Origin of the sequence: Paenibacillus kobensis NBRC 15729 (assembly GCF_004000825.1) — a bacterium.
Taxonomy (GTDB): domain Bacteria; phylum Bacillota; class Bacilli; order Paenibacillales; family Paenibacillaceae; genus Paenibacillus_T; species Paenibacillus_T kobensis.
In genome coordinates this window covers 78,967-93,792 of the sequence record NZ_BILZ01000010.1, presented here as the reverse complement: position 1 = coordinate 93,792, position 14,826 = coordinate 78,967, and the positions used below count along the sequence as shown (strand labels likewise).

Below are 14,826 nucleotides of genomic sequence, written 5' to 3'. Positions count from 1 at the left end.
CCGATACCTCGTCGTATCGGCCTTCTTGGCGTATTAGCACCCAGAGCGTGGTAGACACCCCAATCCCCGTAACCGCGCTGCCAATGGACATGTCTAATTTCTCTCTGAAAAAGCCTCTAATTATTGGGGTTTCTCAGAAGAGGATTTATTTGTAAATTGGTATGTAAGCGCTTAATCACTAAAAAGGGGGATTTAGGATGTACGGAACAAAGGCGTTTATGCGCCAACGGTCTACGATGCTGATGATGCTTGCAGGCATCATGATTGCTATGCTCCTTGCACCAGCGGTTCAAGTGAAGGCAAGTGAAGGTGATCCGTATCTGCCGCCAGGAGGAGCGGAATGGAACAAGCTTCGCGATATTCCGATTACCGATTATGGCTGGGGTTACGGCGTTACCGTTACAGATGATACCTACCGGGGAGCAGCGGCCAAAAAGATTGAAGCGACGGACTGGTGGGCTGCCCACTATCAAACGAACGGATGGCAAACCATTAATTTTGCCCCTTACTATGCGAACGGCTCGTTGGAGTTTGATGTAGCGGGATTGCATGGAGGAGAAGCGTTCAAGATTGGCTTCCGTGACGGCGTCCATGAGCGTATGGTGAACGGATCTTTCTATAAAGACGGAGACGAGAATCCGGAAGAGACGAATGAAGACGCGTTGTCGCAGGATGTGAATGCTTACGTGCCAGTGACGACCGAATGGCAGCATGTATCGATTCCGATGAAAGAGATTATCGACAGCAATCCGGTCTTCGATATGAGCAAGGTGCAATTGTTGAAGCTGACCGGTCTTAGCAACGCGCCCCTAACGGTGTGGATTAGCAACCTTAAGATCGTGTCCCCGGATAAAGAGCCGTCGGCGGCAGCGGTTAAAGTGAACCAGGTCGGGTATGTGCAGCAGGGAGAGAAGTATGCGCTGGTCAGCGGCTATTATAATGAGCTGGCGGTTGATGTTGGAACACCGTTCCAAGTGAAGCGCAAGGCCGATGACAGCATTGCTTATTCCGGCGCTTTGTCGCTGGTGAAGGCTTACGATCCTCTATCGGGGGAGAAGGTGTTCAAGGCTGATTTTACAACGGTTACCGAGCCAGGGGAGTACTACGTAACGGTTAACGGAGTTGCCGATCCGTCGGTCGTATTTGAGATCGGAACGCAGATTTATAAAGATCTGCTCGGCGATGTGCAGAAGTTCTTCTACTTCCAGCGTGCCAATGTCGATCTGGATGCAGCTCATGCCGGTGTGTACGCACGGACAGGCCTCCACAAGATCGACAGCAATCTGCCGCTGCAATCGAACCCGTCGATTACGAAGGATGTGTCCGGGGGCTGGTGGGATGCCGGCGATACCGGCAAATATGTAACGGCTGCAGCAACGGCTGTATCCGACTTGCTATGGGCCTATGAGACTTACCCGCATCTGTTCACGGATGGCAAGCTGAATATACCGGAGAGCGGGAACGGCGTGCCGGATTTGCTGGACGAAATCAAGGTCGAAACGGACTTCTTCCTGAAGATGCAGGATGATGCTACCGGCGGCTTCTACGCTTATGTCATCCGGGAGAAATCGCCGAACCGGTTCATTATGGACGGAACGGGATCTTCCAGCATCATTCCGACAGGGCAAACGGCTAATACAGTAGGGGCATTGGCACATGCTTCGATCGTATTTAACAATGTACCGGGGATGGAGACGTACGCCAATACACTGCTCGAAGCAGCCGTAAGAGGATGGGAGTACTTGGCGGCTCATCCGGAATATATTGCGCAGCCGGACGGGCCTTACAATGACGACAATGACAAGAACGACCGTTTCTACGCTGCTGGTGCTCTTTACCGCGCAACTGGCGAAGCCGAGTATAATGATTACGTCGTGGGGCATTACACGGATTTTGCTGAGAAGTTCGACGCTGCCGATTTCTCGCATGGCATTAATGGCATGGAGATGATCGGATATTATCATTACTTAAGTGCTCCAATCGTCGACGCGCAAGTGAAGAGCTGGTTCACGGAGAAATGGACGGCATGGCGGAACAAGGCGGTCGACATGGCGCTGAACCAGGCAACATGGCGCAATTCAACGAATGAGGGCTTCTACTGGGGAGCGAACGCGAATGTGGCAAGCATGCCGATGAGCCTTGCGATCGGCAGCCGAATTCTCGGCCAGTTCGACGAATCGATTCTGCAAGTGGCGGCAGGGGATTTGAACTACTTGCTCGGCGTGAACCCTCTCCAGCTCAGCTATATTACTGGCTATGGCGAGAACCGCGTTCATATTACGCACCATGAGATCTATATGCGTGACTTCATTGTCGAGATGCCGAATGGATACATGCCTGGCGGGCCGAACAGCTCGAAAGCGAAGTTCCCGGCGAAAGCCTACAACGAGTCTACGATCGATTGGGAGTCGAACGAACAGGCGATCAATTACAACTCGCCGCTGACGTACTTGATTGCGATGCTGACCGATGCCCAATTGACGGAGTCCATCGTGCTCAGCCGGACAAACGACACACTGTGGACGGGCGGTCAGACGATAATCGAAGCGACGGCAGGCCCTGCCAATGCGACGGCCAAATCCGTGAATGTCACTTCGAGCGATACGAGCGTAGCGACGGTAACGAACATGACGTATGACAGCCAGACGGGCAAAACGCAATTTACGGTAAATGCCATCGCCGTCGGTTCCGCTCAAATTAAAGTGGCTTCGAAGGATGGCAGAATATCAGCGAGCTATTCCGTGACGGTGCAGACGCCGCCCGTAACATCGCCGCCGTCTTCATCGACAACGCCGACAACGAATCCGTCGACAACTCCTGCAGAGGAGAAGCCGGAAGAGCCTGCTGCACCTGCTGGTCACGCAGTGTTTAAAGATGGTGTGATCAACTATGAAGCGCTCTTGAGCAATCTCAAGAGCAGACTGAAAGATGCTGCTGCACCTGGACAAACTCCAGCCGATGCACAAGGCCATTGGGCTGAGAATACGTTGAACCTATTCATTCAGCTCGGCGTATTGGAAGGATACAAGGATGGAACGGTGAAACCGAATGCTGCCATCAGCCGTGCGGAGTTCGCTGCCCTTCTGAGCCGTGTGTTCAACCTCGAAAGCGGTTCGAAGACGGCAACCTTTACGGATATGGACCAGCATTGGGCACATAAGGCCGTGCAGACATTAGCTTCGAACGGTATTATCCAAGGGTATAAGGATGGCACATTCAAGCCGGATCAAATCATTACCCGCGAAGAGATGGCCGTGATCCTATCTAGACTGATCAACTTGCAATCGGTGAAGCAAGAGGGGAACGCCGTCAGCCTCTCGGACCTTTCGAACGCAGGCGCTTTCGCTGTTCAGGCTATCCAAGATGCAGCGAACGCTGGCCTTGTCCAAGGGATGTCGAACGGCGAGTTTAAACCGAAATCCGCTCTCACGCGGGCTGAGGCGCTTCAAGTCATCTTGAATGCACTGCAGCTGGAGCCGGAGATCAAAGCGCTGCTGGATCAATTGCGCGTATAGGCATAAGGGGCTGTCCCAAAAGTCATTAGACTTCGGGGCAGCCCCTTTTCCATCTGTTTACCGCTGGATGCTTGTTCGCTCCTTGCATTTTGTACAACGAATTCGTGCGTTAAGTTCGAACAAGTCGGGCCCATTGCACTTTATACAATGGAGAAACGATGGTTAGTGGTTGAAGTGAAGCTTTTTGGCGATTGGGCCGTTTTTCCGTTGTATAGATTACAATGAGGCACATTCTCAGGGAAATAGTTGATGCGTTTCATTGCACATAATGCAATGAATCTTCACGAGCGCTGCATTCACTACGGCCAATCCCAATCCATGCCTATCCAGCACTTCGCTTCACTTTCTAATCTACCCGTACTGCATTCGGTGCCGATTGATACTCGCCATACCTTTTCTCCCAATCCTCCAGCCACTCGCTATAGTTTAACCCCGTTATTTCTTCCAGCGTTTCTCCCTCCATAGAATAAACGCCTCCCGCCAATGCCATCCCGTCTTTCCTGATAGGGAACGAGTAGCCGCCAACAGCGCGTCCCTCGGAAAGCATGATGACGACTCGAATCTCGTATTCCTTTGCTGCATAGTGCGAATCGAATTTGCTCTCGAGCGGATGGCTGGTCACGACAAAAGCATAGGAAGTAATCGTCTTGCCGAAGTACGGATCGGGCTTGTCCTTCTGGACAGCCCAGTACTGCATATAAGGCAGCTGGACGATATGATCACGGGAAAGGGTATAAGCTTGAGCTTCTCCGAGATCGGATACGATCTTGTATCCTCTCGCTTTTACATAGGCGGCTGCCGTTTTCTCCTCACCGGTGTAAAAAGCACCGGGCCATTTGCTGCAAGCGGAAGCAGCGAGCAGCATTAGCGCTAGAATGATTGCGAGAATTATAGGTCGTCTCAAGTTGACATCACCTCCTAAATCTTGTAATTCGGTGTCGTTGTCGTAAACACCTGTTCATGTTTTTAGGTTTGTGGATATTATTGACATCGTAAGTAGATACAAATAAAATGTTAGTGAGCATTAACTATCATAGGGAGAATGAACCGCCAATGGATAACAAAAGTAAACTCATGCTTGCCGCGATTGATTTAATGGCGGAGAAAGGATACAGAGGCGTATCGACCAAAGAAATCGCCGCAGCGGCAGGGGTAAGCGAGATGACGTTGTTCCGCAATTTCGGAAGCAAGCAAGTTCTATTGGAGCGGGCAGTCGAACAATACCATTACTCGGTTGAGATGACCGAACTGTTCAATGAGAAGGTCGTGTGGGATTTAAGAGCAGACTTGTCCGTTATCAGTCAGATGTACCATGAAATAATGGAACGCAATCGTAAAATGTTTCTTATCGTACTCAAAGAGGACGAGCTGTCCGAGATTCGCGCGAACGCGCAGAAGCATCCCCGGAAGCTGTTAGAGCTGTTAACCGGTTATTTTACGGAGATGCAACGGAAAGGATTAATCATCGATACCGATGCGGAGACACAGGCAATCACGTTCATGTGGATGCACTACGGAGCATTCATGTCGAAGTTGTTCGGCGCGTCAGCGATTACGAAGGTTACGATGGAAGATTTCGCACAGTCCAGCATCGAGTTGTTTGTCAGAGCATTAACCCCTTAATCCGGAAGGAGCCATAACCGATGAATAAATTCAGCCATATCGATCTTCGCGTCATTCATATGGAGCGCGTACTGCCTTTTTATGAGAAGCTGTTGCCGGAGCTCGGGTTTACCCGAACGTTCCATAGCTTGAATTGGAAAGTATTTGCCGCGGATTGCGAACTGCCAAGCGCTGCTTATTTTGCGATTACGGAAGAGAAGAACTTTAAGCCTAACGACAATCTGATCGGGTTCTGGGCGGAAGATCAAGCTGAAGTGGACCGTATCGCGAAGTTGGTTAAGGATAACGGCGGCACGATTAATGACGGCCCGCGTCTATTCCCGATTAGTCCAACTTATTACGCCGTTTATTTCGAAGATCCGTGCGGCAATAAGTATGAGATTGTTCATCGATTGAATTAGAGCCAATGCTCCAAAAAACACCTAAATCAAATTCATTAGGGGAGTGGAAATTTGGATATAGAGGTTGCTATTGCGATAGCGTTAGAAGCTCATAAGGGTCAATGTGACAAGGGAGGGAACCCCTATATCTTACATCCTCTCGCAGTCATGAATAGAGTAAATACAATCGAAGAAAAGATAGTTGCCGTATTGCATGATGTCATTGAAGATTCTGATTTTACGATAGAACAACTCAGAGAGAGAGGCTTTTCGGAAGAGGTACTAGTGGCAATTCAGTTGCTGACTAGAGTGAGCGAGGATAGTTACAATGAATTTATTGATAAGACAATGAGAAATCGTATCTCAAGGAACGTAAAGATTGCGGACATCAAGGAGAACATGGATATGTCTCGTATTGATGTACCTACAGAAGAAGATTATAAGCGACTAGAGAAGTATCAGAGAGCGATTGAGAAACTGGAAACGGTCTAATCGGGTACAAGCATTAAAACAGCGACAGCTATGGACGAGAAAATAAAGTCCAAGAACTGTCGCTGTTTTTTTGAAGCTTATGTGTTCTCCGGATCCATTCCGAATTTACTAAACCGGTGATACCAGCCATCTTCGGTAAATAGTTCTCCTTGCAGGCCATCACTTACTTCGGCCACATTCACGCCGTCTACAATCACAGCAATCTTCTCATCATTATCATATGCCTCTTGTAACCCGAAGAGTAGGTCATGAATTCCATTCCCTACACATCTAAAAACAATAGTTCGTATGAGATTTTTTTGTTCCTCATTAAATTGATTAAGCTCCGCCTGTATCTGTTGTAATGAGGGAGACTTGCACATCCCATCACTGAGCATATCATAATGATCAATTGCCCTGTCTCTTAAGTTTTTCATCATAAACTCCCCGAACTTATCTAGCGGCAGGGTATGGGAGAAATCGCTCTCTGGCATACAAGGCTCCTTTTCAATGCTTTATGCTGCACCGGATCTCATTCTTCTTCAGCAAGAGAAGCTCCAATCGGCGTCAGTATTCCATCCATACTAATTGAGTTTTTGTTCTTTTTATATTGAGTTAAGTTCTCTTCTCCTTTATTAACAGCCCATTTTAACAATATATCTCTCTCGCCTTCGAAAGAATATAAGGGCACGCTATATCCGCAAGAAGTTTTAACGATTTCAATTTCAGAAATAATGATTTGTCTATAACCAGGCAGCAAGTCGAAGAGAGGTGCAAGTTCATTCCATTCTTCTGTATTTGGCAATACGACTCTTCCGCTTCCATACAGTCTTAATATCAATGGTTTGCCTTCAAATGAGATGAACATAAAAGTTAACCGGTTGCTTTCCGTAATTTGAGCACTGGTTTCGTTACCGCTTCCTGTTAGATCAAGATAGGCAACTTTATTCGGCGAGAGAATTCGAAAGACATCATGCCCTTTAGGTGAAATATTGACATGACCGGTAGATGCTGCTGAACCTACAAAAAACATTTTTTGTTCTTTAATAAATTGTTCATGATCAGGCTGAATGGATTCGAATACAGTTCCCAAACGGATCACCTCAAAATGTAAATTCGCCATAATTGAAATTATTCGCGAAGTGCTTGAACTATCCTGCTCTCATCCTTCAACAAAAAAAGCAGCCTAATATCTGCTGGCTGCTGTTAGCTAATGTTTCTGTTTACTCCGGTAATATTCTTCGTTTCTTTAGAAACTCTTCTCCTTCATTGCTGTACCACGTCATAAAGTCATTGGTAATGTGATCGTGGTTCAATATCCCCATGTAATCCGTTCCTGGAAGATTTGGCTGGTAGTCTGAGGTAATGGTATAGATATTAAAGTAAACCTTATCTGAATCATTAACCAAATCAATTTGGTCTAACTCTCGTATCATTTCATCCTTGCCTACATATTTGAAATGTCTGTCTCTCTCGACGATGTGAAATGGATATGAGAGTTGGACTTGTATTAGTTTCTGGTTCTCCTTGAGCTCCGAAGGAATGGATTCAAGATAGGTTCGTGCCATGCACTCATTATCAAAAATTCCTGATATCCAAGCTCTTTTATCATTCTGTGCTTCTATGATATACATATAGTCATCCTATAAATTTATTTGGACTCACTGAAAAGTATATTCTACGCTCAGTTAATGTCGTTTTAGAACTTCAAATTTCCTTTTTCCCATTCTGATAATGTGGTGATCAATGCTCGTTCTCGTTCGCAAACCCATGAATTTTCAACTTATTGCCTTCCAGATCATAGAAGTGAAATTCATGGTAAATCCAATAGGGATTCACTAAGTCGTCTACCTTAACCCCTCGTCCTTTGAGCAACTGGTACGTCTTTTTGATATTATCCGATTGCAGATCGAGAACGGCGTGGGTTTTCGGATTTTCCAGATTAGATTTCACAAGAGCCAGCTTCGTATGGTCGTCATTTAAACGGAAAAATGCGAGATCGCCCATGTTGTCGGCCAATGTCAGCCCCAGATATTCCTTATACCATTCGACTGCCTCTTCAAACCGACTGACATGCAGCCAGATGACAACCTTGCCGTTAAAAAATAAATTCATGAATGTTCCTCCTCAAAAAAATGGATTGGCCTTGGCATACCGGACCGGGGCGGCGGTTTAATCTTATCGTCTCGAAATGGGGATTGGTTCTTGCCCGGATACAACTTGGGACTGACTGGAATTGCATAATCGATCAAGTATCGATGCGATGGGTCCCATGAAGGATTATTTTGATGAAGGATGATGACGGGACGGCTGTTATAATAAAAGCCGCTGCTCGGCAGCCATTCTTCCCACAATCGTTTTACTTGCACTCTTGCCTGCATCGTTGTGTCGAAAATCCGCATAACGGCATACTGGCCTCCAGCCAATCGAAGGCACCCGATTTCTCCACTCGGTTCAATCGGTTTCGATAGGGTCAGCCCGCAGTCCAACCGCATACCCTTTTCCTCCGCTATATTCGGATCTTGATACTCCATGCTTAGAAGTGAAGTCGTCGTTGGATTCCATAGCGAATGCTGACGGGCCCAGTCGAAGATCGATCCCATAGCAGCAAGATGTCTTTGGTTCTCCTCGAATGTTCTTCCCAGCATCCTCCCGTCCGTACGGATGTAAGCGATGGAGCAAGGGGGCATTCGTTTTATTTTGATATCTAGTTCTTGTTCATTGGCGACATCCTCATTATAGGCAAGCCATGTTGATCTCGGTTGATTATTCTTGCTTTTCATTTGTCGTGAACTGCTATTAATAGAATAGGTGTTGCGGTAATCAGTAGCGGTAACGCCAAAATAATTCCGAAATGAACGAGAGAAAAGGGGGATCGACGAGAAACCGCATTGTCTGGATATTTCACCGATATCCATCGTCTCGGAATATTTAAGCTTGCTGGCTGCCTTTTCAAGACGTATTCGTTTTACATAAGCGTGTATGGTTTCTCCTGTTATAGACTTAAACACTCGATGAAGATGGTAAGGGGAAACCAAGGCGATCTCCGACAAAACTTTTAATTCTAAGGACTTCTCCGGATGCTCATCGATATAATCGATCAATTTATTAATAATAGCAATGTGCTCCTGCTGAAGATTAACATTTTTGGTTCTCAACCAAAATCTATCCTCCCGTTAGCTTCAATTGTTTCTAGCTTTATTTGTAATATTTCGGATAACGTCTAATTTATTAATGTATTCGGCTGAAAGATTGAACTGTCCTTCCCGTTACACAAATCTTCCCTTGACGATTTGGAATATTGTTCTATAAAATAGATTTATACTGATCGGTACAGAAAGAGTGGAGGCCAATGGTTAGACCGCGGGAATTCGATGAACAAGAAGCATTGTCTGCAGCAATGCGCGTGTTCTGGGAGAAAGGGTACGAAGCGACCTCAATGGGCGACCTGACGGAGCGGATGGGCATTGGGCGTCCCAGCTTGTATGCAGCATTCGGCGGGAAGCGGGAGTTGTTCGAAGCCGCGCTGAGAGCGTACACCAAGTCGAGCCTTGTATATATTGAAAACAAACTTCGCAGCGCCACTTCCGTTAGACAATCCTTAATTGGTTATTTTCAAGGAATGGTTGACGGTTCAGCCGGCAATAACCCGGATTTCGGCTGTCTGTGCGTTAATACGATGGTCGAACTGGCCCCCCATGATTCTCTGTTCGCGGACATCACGGGCGAATACCAGACTCGGTTGACGGAGCTGTTCCGGCAGTTGATAGACAATGGAATGCGATCGGGCGAATTACCGGGGAGGCTCAATCCTTCTTCGACCGCGCGGTTGTTGACGTTATCGGCGATTGGGCTGTCTGTGACGATGAAGGCGAAGCCGGATCGTGAATACGCGAAGCAAGTTGCTGCGGAAATTCTTACTCTGCTGGAGTAAGAGTTTTTTTTCAACATTATGTACCGATGAGTACAAAATAGGAGGTTTTTCATATGAATCATACGATCGCGTTAATTACAGGTGCGAATAAAGGGATTGGGCAGGAAATTGCCCGCCAACTCGGGCGGCAGGGCATTGTCGTGCTGCTGGGAGCGCGAAGCCTGTGCAAGGCCGAGCAAGCGGCTGCCGAGCTGCAAGCAGAACAGATTCAGGCGTATCCGATCGAGCTGGACATTACGGACGACCGGCATATCCAAGAAGCAGCGAAGAAGATCAAGGCGGAATACGGAAAGCTCGATATTCTCGTGAACAATGCGGGCATTTATTTGGATCATGAGGGTGACGGAGTTGAGATGCTCCGGCGGTCGTTCGATACGAACTTCTTCGGCGCGTATGCGCTGACTTCATCCTTGCTTCCTCTGCTGAAAGAAAGTCCCGCCGGACGAATCGTCAATCAGTCGAGCATTCTCGGATCGCTCGGCACGATAATGAGCGACGAGATGTACGCAGGAGCATCCGCTCCGGGATATACGACGTCGAAAGCGGCGTTGAATGCATGGACCGCACAGCTGTCCATTCAGCTTCGAGGCACGAATGTGAAAGTGAACGCCTGCCATCCGGGATGGGTGAAGACGGAGATGGGCGGCGCAGGCGCCGTCATGGAGATCGATGAAGGAGCGGAGACCGCAGTATATTTGGCGACGCTGCCTAGCGACGGGCCCTCCGGTCAGTTTTTTCATAAACAAGAGGCTCTTCCTTGGTAGCAAGTTCTCCGATTGGCCTTTTTGGAACGATCCTGGAAACGGAAGCATTGCCGGATGAAAGCTTGGCAACAGTTGCAATAGTTGCTGCAATAATAGCACGTATTCATAATGACAACGATGCTTTCCATCCGTTAAGCTGAAGGAATTAAGGCATTGCAGGAGGGAACGAGATGGAACGAATCATTGACATACGGGATGTAACCTGGAGGCGGGGAGATCATACCGTTCTCAACAACGTGAATTGGCAAGTGCGGTCCAATGAGCATTGGGCGCTGCTTGGGCTGAACGGTTCTGGCAAAACGACGCTGCTCAATATGATCAACGGGTACATCTGGCCGACTAAAGGCGAAATTAACGTGCTCGGCCACAGGTTCGGCGAGATCGATCTTCGGCAGCTTAGACAATCGATCGGTTGGGTCAGTTCATCTCTGCAAGAGAAGCTGTACGGCACGGACCGGACGCAAAATGTCGTGATCAGCGGCAAATTCGCTTCAATCGGCTTATACGAGAAGACTGGGGAGGAGGAATATGCCCGCGCGGAATCGTTAATGGCGACTCTGGGCTGTTCCCACCTGCTTGACCGGGAATATCGGACCTGCTCGCAAGGCGAGAAGCAGAAGCTGCTGATCGCCCGCGCGTTAATGGCAGATCCGAAGCTGCTCATATTGGACGAGCCTTGTAACGGACTCGATCTATTCTCGCGCGAGATGCTGCTGGACAGCATTCAACAGCTGGCAGGCCGCAGCGACAGTCCGACGATGATATTCGTAACGCATCACACGGAAGAAATCTTGCCAATGTTCTCGAAGGTGCTGCTGCTTCGGCGCGGGGAAGTGGTCAGGCAAGGCGAGACAGCGTCCATGCTGGGCTCAGACGTGCTCTCCAGCTTCTTCGAAGCGCCGGTTGCGGTGGAGAAGCATGATGACCGGTACTATGTTAGAGCGGTGAGATAGCCCCTTCTTCTCTTTCTAATAGAAGCTTTCTCGTTCTGCTTAACGTGTCCTCGTCCGCCGGCATATTAATCGTGACGGTGAGATGGGGAGCATCCGATACTTGAAATGACAGCTGCTCGAATACGAGCCGGCCGGCGGAAGGATGATAATTGGTTTTCATTCCTTCCGGACCGGTCACGATATCGTGCTGCGGCCACCATTCCTGAAAATGTCCGCTTACTTCGTTCAATTCCTCGATCAATGCCATCCACCATGGATCGCCTGCGAACTTGCCGTAATTGGCGCGCAGTTGAGCCAGCCGGTGACGCGCGTGTGTTTCCCACGTTTCTTGAAGCAGTTCCTGTATATAAGGTGAAGTGAATGACCGCCAGACCGAGTTGCGGTCGCGGGCAGACATGGCGCCATAATCTCCGTACACAAGTGCAGCCATCTTGTTCCACGCTACAATATTCAACCGTTCGTCGGTTATGAACGCCGGACTGCTTCCTTGCTGTTCGAGGAAGAGCTGAAGGGACGGTCGAATGACGGTCTTCTCTTCTTCCGGCTGACCGGAAGACAGCTGTTCGATGCCCAGCAGGAATAAATGGCGGCGCTCATCTTGGTTCAACTGGAGTGACCGGGCAATGCTTTCCAGCACTTGAGCAGACACTTGAATGGGGCGCGCTTGTTCCAGCCATGTATACCAATCAACGCTGATCCCCGATAGTTGTGCAACTTCCGCCCGACGGAGCCCTGGTGTACGTCGGCGTCCGGCGCTTGGCAGGCCGGCTTGCTCCGGTGACAGACGGGTCCGCCGCGATTTAAGAAACCGGGCCAGCTCTTGCAGCCGTTCCATGCTGTTATGCTCCTTCGTCTTCATCAATTTCCTCCGCCGTCTTGAAGTTTGGTAGGAGTAAAGCTCCTAGGATAAAGCCTCATCTCGTGCTCGTATACGTTCTACTTTACACTGACGAGGAGCGATTGGGAACTTATTCAAGATTGAAATGGGGAGTGGAAGTTGGAACAGGCTATGAACATGGAGTCCCGAAGAATGGGGGCAGCGGCACGGCTCGTCCTGCTGCTCGGTATAGCGATCGGATATTTTATGGTTCTGCTCGATATGACAGTCGTAAGCGTCGCGCTTCCTGCGATTCATGATGATCTGGGCGGCGGCATTTCTGAGCTTCAATGGGTCGTGAACGCTTATACGATCGTGTTCGCAGGCCTGCTGCTGTCGATGGGGACAGCAGCCGATAAGGCAGGGGCGAAACGAATCTACATGATCGGACTTGCTTTATTTCTGGCCGCATCGGCGATGTCGGCCTTCGCGCCTTCGCTCGGCGTCTTGATCGCCATGCGGGCTTTGCTTGGCGTAGGCGGGGCAGCACTGCTGCCGGCTTCGCTAACGCTTATCGCCCATGCGTTTCCCGATCCCGGCGAGCGTGCCCGGGCTCTTGGCATATGGGCTGCCGTGACGGGAATCGCATTGGCCGCTGGACCGGTTGCGGGGGGATTGCTGGTCGATTCGTTCGGCTGGCGAAGCATTTTTATTCTTAACATACCGCTTGCCATCTTGAGTCTGCTGATCACGCGGATGAATGTTACAGAGACGAATCGTAATCCGAAGCGGAGCTTCGACCTGGCCGGCCAATTGCTGGCGATTGTTTTCATCGCCGCATTATCCTTCGTTCTAATGGAGGGGGAGCCGTTCGGATGGAGCTCGCCGGTTATTTGGGGGACGGGATGCTTGGCGCTGCTAGCGATAATCGGATTTATTATTGTGGAGGCAAAGAGCCGGTCGCCGCTTCTTCCGCTGCACATATTCAGAAGCTCTACCGTCTCTGCCGGCATGCTTGCCGGGACGGCAAGCAATATAGCCCTGTCAGGCATTCTGTTCGTATTGCCGATGTTTTATCAACAGATGGTCGGATTATCGGCACATTCGGCCGGGCTCGCCATGCTTCCGATGATGGTCCCGATGGCAGTGAATCCGATATTCGCCGGACGCATCGTAAGCCGTACCGGCGCAAGAATACCGATGACGGGAGGATTCGCGGCGGTAGCAGCCGGAACGGTTCTGCTGGCACTAGCAGACGAGAATACAAACTATGCGCAAGTCTGTGCAGGACTGTTCTTGATCGGTTTCGGCATATCGTTCACGCTGCCTTCGCTCATGTCCGCCATCCTTTCTTCCGTTCCGCGGGAACTGACCGGTGCTGCATCTGGAGCATTGAACGCAAGCCGGCAGGTTGGGGCGACATTGGGCGTTGCTGTCGTTGGAGCGATCATAAGCGGCAGTGAGACTTTTATTACTGGCATGCATGTATCCCTAATCGTCACGGCTGTCATTCTGGCTGGCGGCAGTTTGCTTTCGTTCTTATTCATTAATAGAGACCGCCGAACCTAACACTGCCGGAGTCTATGTTGCTGAAATTCCGGCCATTCAGGCATATGTCGGCTTGAGATGGGAAAGGCTAGCAGGTGGCCCCAATAAAGGCGGTTACAGAGGATGCATGAATTCGCATGCTCCACAATTTGAAATGAAAATAATTATCAAAATGGGGGTCAGAGTACTTGACAAATACCTACCCAAGTAATTAATATTAGTTTAGAATTATTATAAAAAACAAAGAGAAATTCTAGGAGGAAACTAAACATGTCTCTTATCGGTAAAGAAGTACAACCATTCAAAGCACAAGCTTACCAAAGCGGTAAATTCATCGAAGTAACAGAAGCAAACTTCAAAGGCCAATGGAGCGTTGTATGCTTCTATCCAGCTGACTTTACGTTCGTCTGCCCAACAGAGCTCGGCGACCTGCAAGATCAATATGCAACGCTGAAATCGCTCGGCGTGGAAGTATACTCCGTATCGACGGATACGCACTTTACGCACAAAGCTTGGCATGACAGCTCGGAGACAATCGGCAAAATCGAGTACATCATGATCGGCGACCCTACGCACACGATCTCCCGCAACTTCGACGTATTGATCGAAGAAGACGGCCTCGCTGACCGCGGCACGTTCGTTATCGATCCAGACGGTTGAGATCCACGCTGGCGGTATCGGCCGCGACGCAAGCGCGCTCGTGAACAAAATCAAAGCAGCACAATACGTTCGCAACAATCCAGGTGAAGTTTGCCCTGCAAAATGGCAAGAAGGCGGCGCTACGCTGAAGCCTAGCTTGGATCTTGTTGGCAAAATCTAAG

15 protein-coding genes and 1 pseudogene are annotated in these 14,826 nt (G+C 49.2%); 9 read left to right on the top strand and 7 right to left on the bottom strand.

Translation table 11 applies throughout. The annotated features are described in order from the left end of the window. Positions 1-197: 197 nt before the first annotated feature. On the top strand, positions 198-3,515 hold the full coding sequence (locus PKO01S_RS09090; protein ID WP_127531010.1) for a glycoside hydrolase family 9 protein: 3,318 nt from the start codon (positions 198-200) through the stop codon (positions 3,513-3,515). A gap of 346 nt (positions 3,516-3,861) precedes the next feature. Here PKO01S_RS09090 and PKO01S_RS09085 read toward each other — a convergent pair whose 3' ends face one another. Beyond that, positions 3,862-4,419 carry a hypothetical protein gene (locus PKO01S_RS09085; RefSeq protein WP_127531009.1) on the bottom strand — a complete coding sequence of 186 codons (558 nt, stop codon included), beginning with the start codon at positions 4,417-4,419 and terminating at the stop codon, positions 3,862-3,864. Positions 4,420-4,568: 149 nt separating this feature from the next. On the opposite strand from PKO01S_RS09085, the gene PKO01S_RS09080 reads away from it, so the two are divergent. Genes PKO01S_RS09080 through PKO01S_RS09070 form a run of 3 tightly spaced genes read left to right on the top strand, consistent with a single transcriptional unit; the run spans position 4,569 to position 6,010 of the window. Beyond that, positions 4,569-5,138, top strand: a complete 570-nt coding sequence (locus PKO01S_RS09080) for a TetR/AcrR family transcriptional regulator (protein WP_127531008.1) — start codon at positions 4,569-4,571, stop codon at positions 5,136-5,138. 20 nt (positions 5,139-5,158) lie between these two features. Further along, positions 5,159-5,539 carry a VOC family protein gene (locus PKO01S_RS09075; RefSeq protein WP_127531007.1) on the top strand — a complete coding sequence of 127 codons (381 nt, stop codon included), beginning with the start codon at positions 5,159-5,161 and terminating at the stop codon, positions 5,537-5,539. Between the two features lie 51 nt (positions 5,540-5,590). Further along, on the top strand, positions 5,591-6,010 hold the full coding sequence (locus PKO01S_RS09070) for an HD domain-containing protein (protein ID WP_127531006.1): 420 nt from the start codon (positions 5,591-5,593) through the stop codon (positions 6,008-6,010). 77 nt (positions 6,011-6,087) lie between these two features. Here PKO01S_RS09070 and PKO01S_RS09065 read toward each other — a convergent pair whose 3' ends face one another. The 5 genes from PKO01S_RS09065 to PKO01S_RS09045 all read right to left on the bottom strand — a co-directional run bounded on the left by PKO01S_RS09065 (position 6,088) and on the right by PKO01S_RS09045 (position 9,147). Further along, positions 6,088-6,483: a hypothetical protein gene (locus PKO01S_RS09065; protein WP_127531005.1), complete on the bottom strand. Its 396-nt coding sequence runs from the start codon at positions 6,481-6,483 to the stop codon at positions 6,088-6,090. Positions 6,484-6,521: 38 nt separating this feature from the next. Next, the gene (locus PKO01S_RS09060; protein WP_127531004.1) at positions 6,522-7,082 is read right to left on the bottom strand and encodes a pyridoxamine 5'-phosphate oxidase family protein; all 561 of its coding nucleotides are present in this window, start codon (positions 7,080-7,082) and stop codon (positions 6,522-6,524) included. Positions 7,083-7,212: 130 nt separating this feature from the next. Continuing rightward, the gene (locus PKO01S_RS09055; protein ID WP_127531003.1) at positions 7,213-7,623 is read right to left on the bottom strand and encodes a hypothetical protein; all 411 of its coding nucleotides are present in this window, start codon (positions 7,621-7,623) and stop codon (positions 7,213-7,215) included. Between the two features lie 109 nt (positions 7,624-7,732). Further along, a complete protein-coding gene (locus tag PKO01S_RS09050; RefSeq protein ID WP_127531002.1) occupies positions 7,733-8,104 on the bottom strand; it encodes a VOC family protein in 372 nt (123 codons plus the stop codon). After that, positions 8,101-9,147, bottom strand: coding sequence for an AraC family transcriptional regulator (locus PKO01S_RS09045; RefSeq protein WP_127531001.1), 1,047 nt, complete (start codon positions 9,145-9,147; stop codon positions 8,101-8,103). Before PKO01S_RS09045 ends, PKO01S_RS09050 begins: the two co-directional genes overlap by 4 nt. Positions 9,148-9,341: 194 nt before the next feature. On the opposite strand from PKO01S_RS09045, the gene PKO01S_RS09040 reads away from it, so the two are divergent. From PKO01S_RS09040 to PKO01S_RS09030, 3 genes are all read left to right on the top strand, one after another. Further along, positions 9,342-9,923, top strand: a complete 582-nt coding sequence (locus PKO01S_RS09040) for a TetR/AcrR family transcriptional regulator (RefSeq protein WP_127531000.1) — start codon at positions 9,342-9,344, stop codon at positions 9,921-9,923. A 53-nt stretch (positions 9,924-9,976) separates the two neighbouring features. After that, complete coding sequence (locus tag PKO01S_RS09035; RefSeq protein ID WP_127530999.1) at positions 9,977-10,687, top strand: SDR family oxidoreductase; 711 nt, start codon at positions 9,977-9,979, stop codon at positions 10,685-10,687. A 170-nt stretch (positions 10,688-10,857) separates the two neighbouring features. Continuing rightward, positions 10,858-11,640, top strand: coding sequence for an ABC transporter ATP-binding protein (locus PKO01S_RS09030; protein WP_127530998.1), 783 nt, complete (start codon positions 10,858-10,860; stop codon positions 11,638-11,640). On the opposite strand, the gene PKO01S_RS09025 is transcribed toward PKO01S_RS09030, so the two are convergent. Next, complete coding sequence (locus PKO01S_RS09025; protein WP_246070506.1) at positions 11,624-12,499, bottom strand: helix-turn-helix transcriptional regulator; 876 nt, start codon at positions 12,497-12,499, stop codon at positions 11,624-11,626. The genes PKO01S_RS09030 and PKO01S_RS09025 overlap by 17 nt on opposite strands. 150 nt (positions 12,500-12,649) lie before the next feature. On the opposite strand from PKO01S_RS09025, the gene PKO01S_RS09020 reads away from it, so the two are divergent. Next, positions 12,650-14,026 carry an MFS transporter gene (locus PKO01S_RS09020; RefSeq protein WP_127530997.1) on the top strand — a complete coding sequence of 459 codons (1,377 nt, stop codon included), beginning with the start codon at positions 12,650-12,652 and terminating at the stop codon, positions 14,024-14,026. Positions 14,027-14,275: 249 nt separating this feature from the next. Then, positions 14,276-14,825 (top strand): annotated as a pseudogene (gene ahpC, locus PKO01S_RS09015) (alkyl hydroperoxide reductase subunit C). Position 14,826 lies beyond the last annotated feature (1 nt).

Excerpts from the sequence above, each read along its gene's own strand:
- PKO01S_RS09025 (WP_246070506.1), bottom strand. The coding sequence starts at position 12,499 with ATGAAGACGAAGGAGCATAACAGCATGGAACGGCTGCAAGAGCTGGCC.
- PKO01S_RS09020 (WP_127530997.1), top strand. The coding sequence starts at position 12,650 with ATGAACATGGAGTCCCGAAGAATGGGGGCAGCGGCACGGCTCGTCCTG.
- PKO01S_RS09040 (WP_127531000.1), top strand. The coding sequence starts at position 9,342 with ATGGTTAGACCGCGGGAATTCGATGAACAAGAAGCATTGTCTGCAGCA.
- PKO01S_RS09075 (WP_127531007.1), top strand. The coding sequence starts at position 5,159 with ATGAATAAATTCAGCCATATCGATCTTCGCGTCATTCATATGGAGCGC.
- PKO01S_RS09050 (WP_127531002.1), bottom strand. The coding sequence starts at position 8,104 with ATGAATTTATTTTTTAACGGCAAGGTTGTCATCTGGCTGCATGTCAGT.
- PKO01S_RS09065 (WP_127531005.1), bottom strand. The coding sequence starts at position 6,483 with ATGCCAGAGAGCGATTTCTCCCATACCCTGCCGCTAGATAAGTTCGGG.
- PKO01S_RS09080 (WP_127531008.1), top strand. The coding sequence starts at position 4,569 with ATGGATAACAAAAGTAAACTCATGCTTGCCGCGATTGATTTAATGGCG.
- PKO01S_RS09055 (WP_127531003.1), bottom strand. The coding sequence starts at position 7,623 with ATGTATATCATAGAAGCACAGAATGATAAAAGAGCTTGGATATCAGGA.
- PKO01S_RS09090 (WP_127531010.1), top strand. The coding sequence starts at position 198 with ATGTACGGAACAAAGGCGTTTATGCGCCAACGGTCTACGATGCTGATG.
- PKO01S_RS09030 (WP_127530998.1), top strand. The coding sequence starts at position 10,858 with ATGGAACGAATCATTGACATACGGGATGTAACCTGGAGGCGGGGAGAT.
- PKO01S_RS09035 (WP_127530999.1), top strand. The coding sequence starts at position 9,977 with ATGAATCATACGATCGCGTTAATTACAGGTGCGAATAAAGGGATTGGG.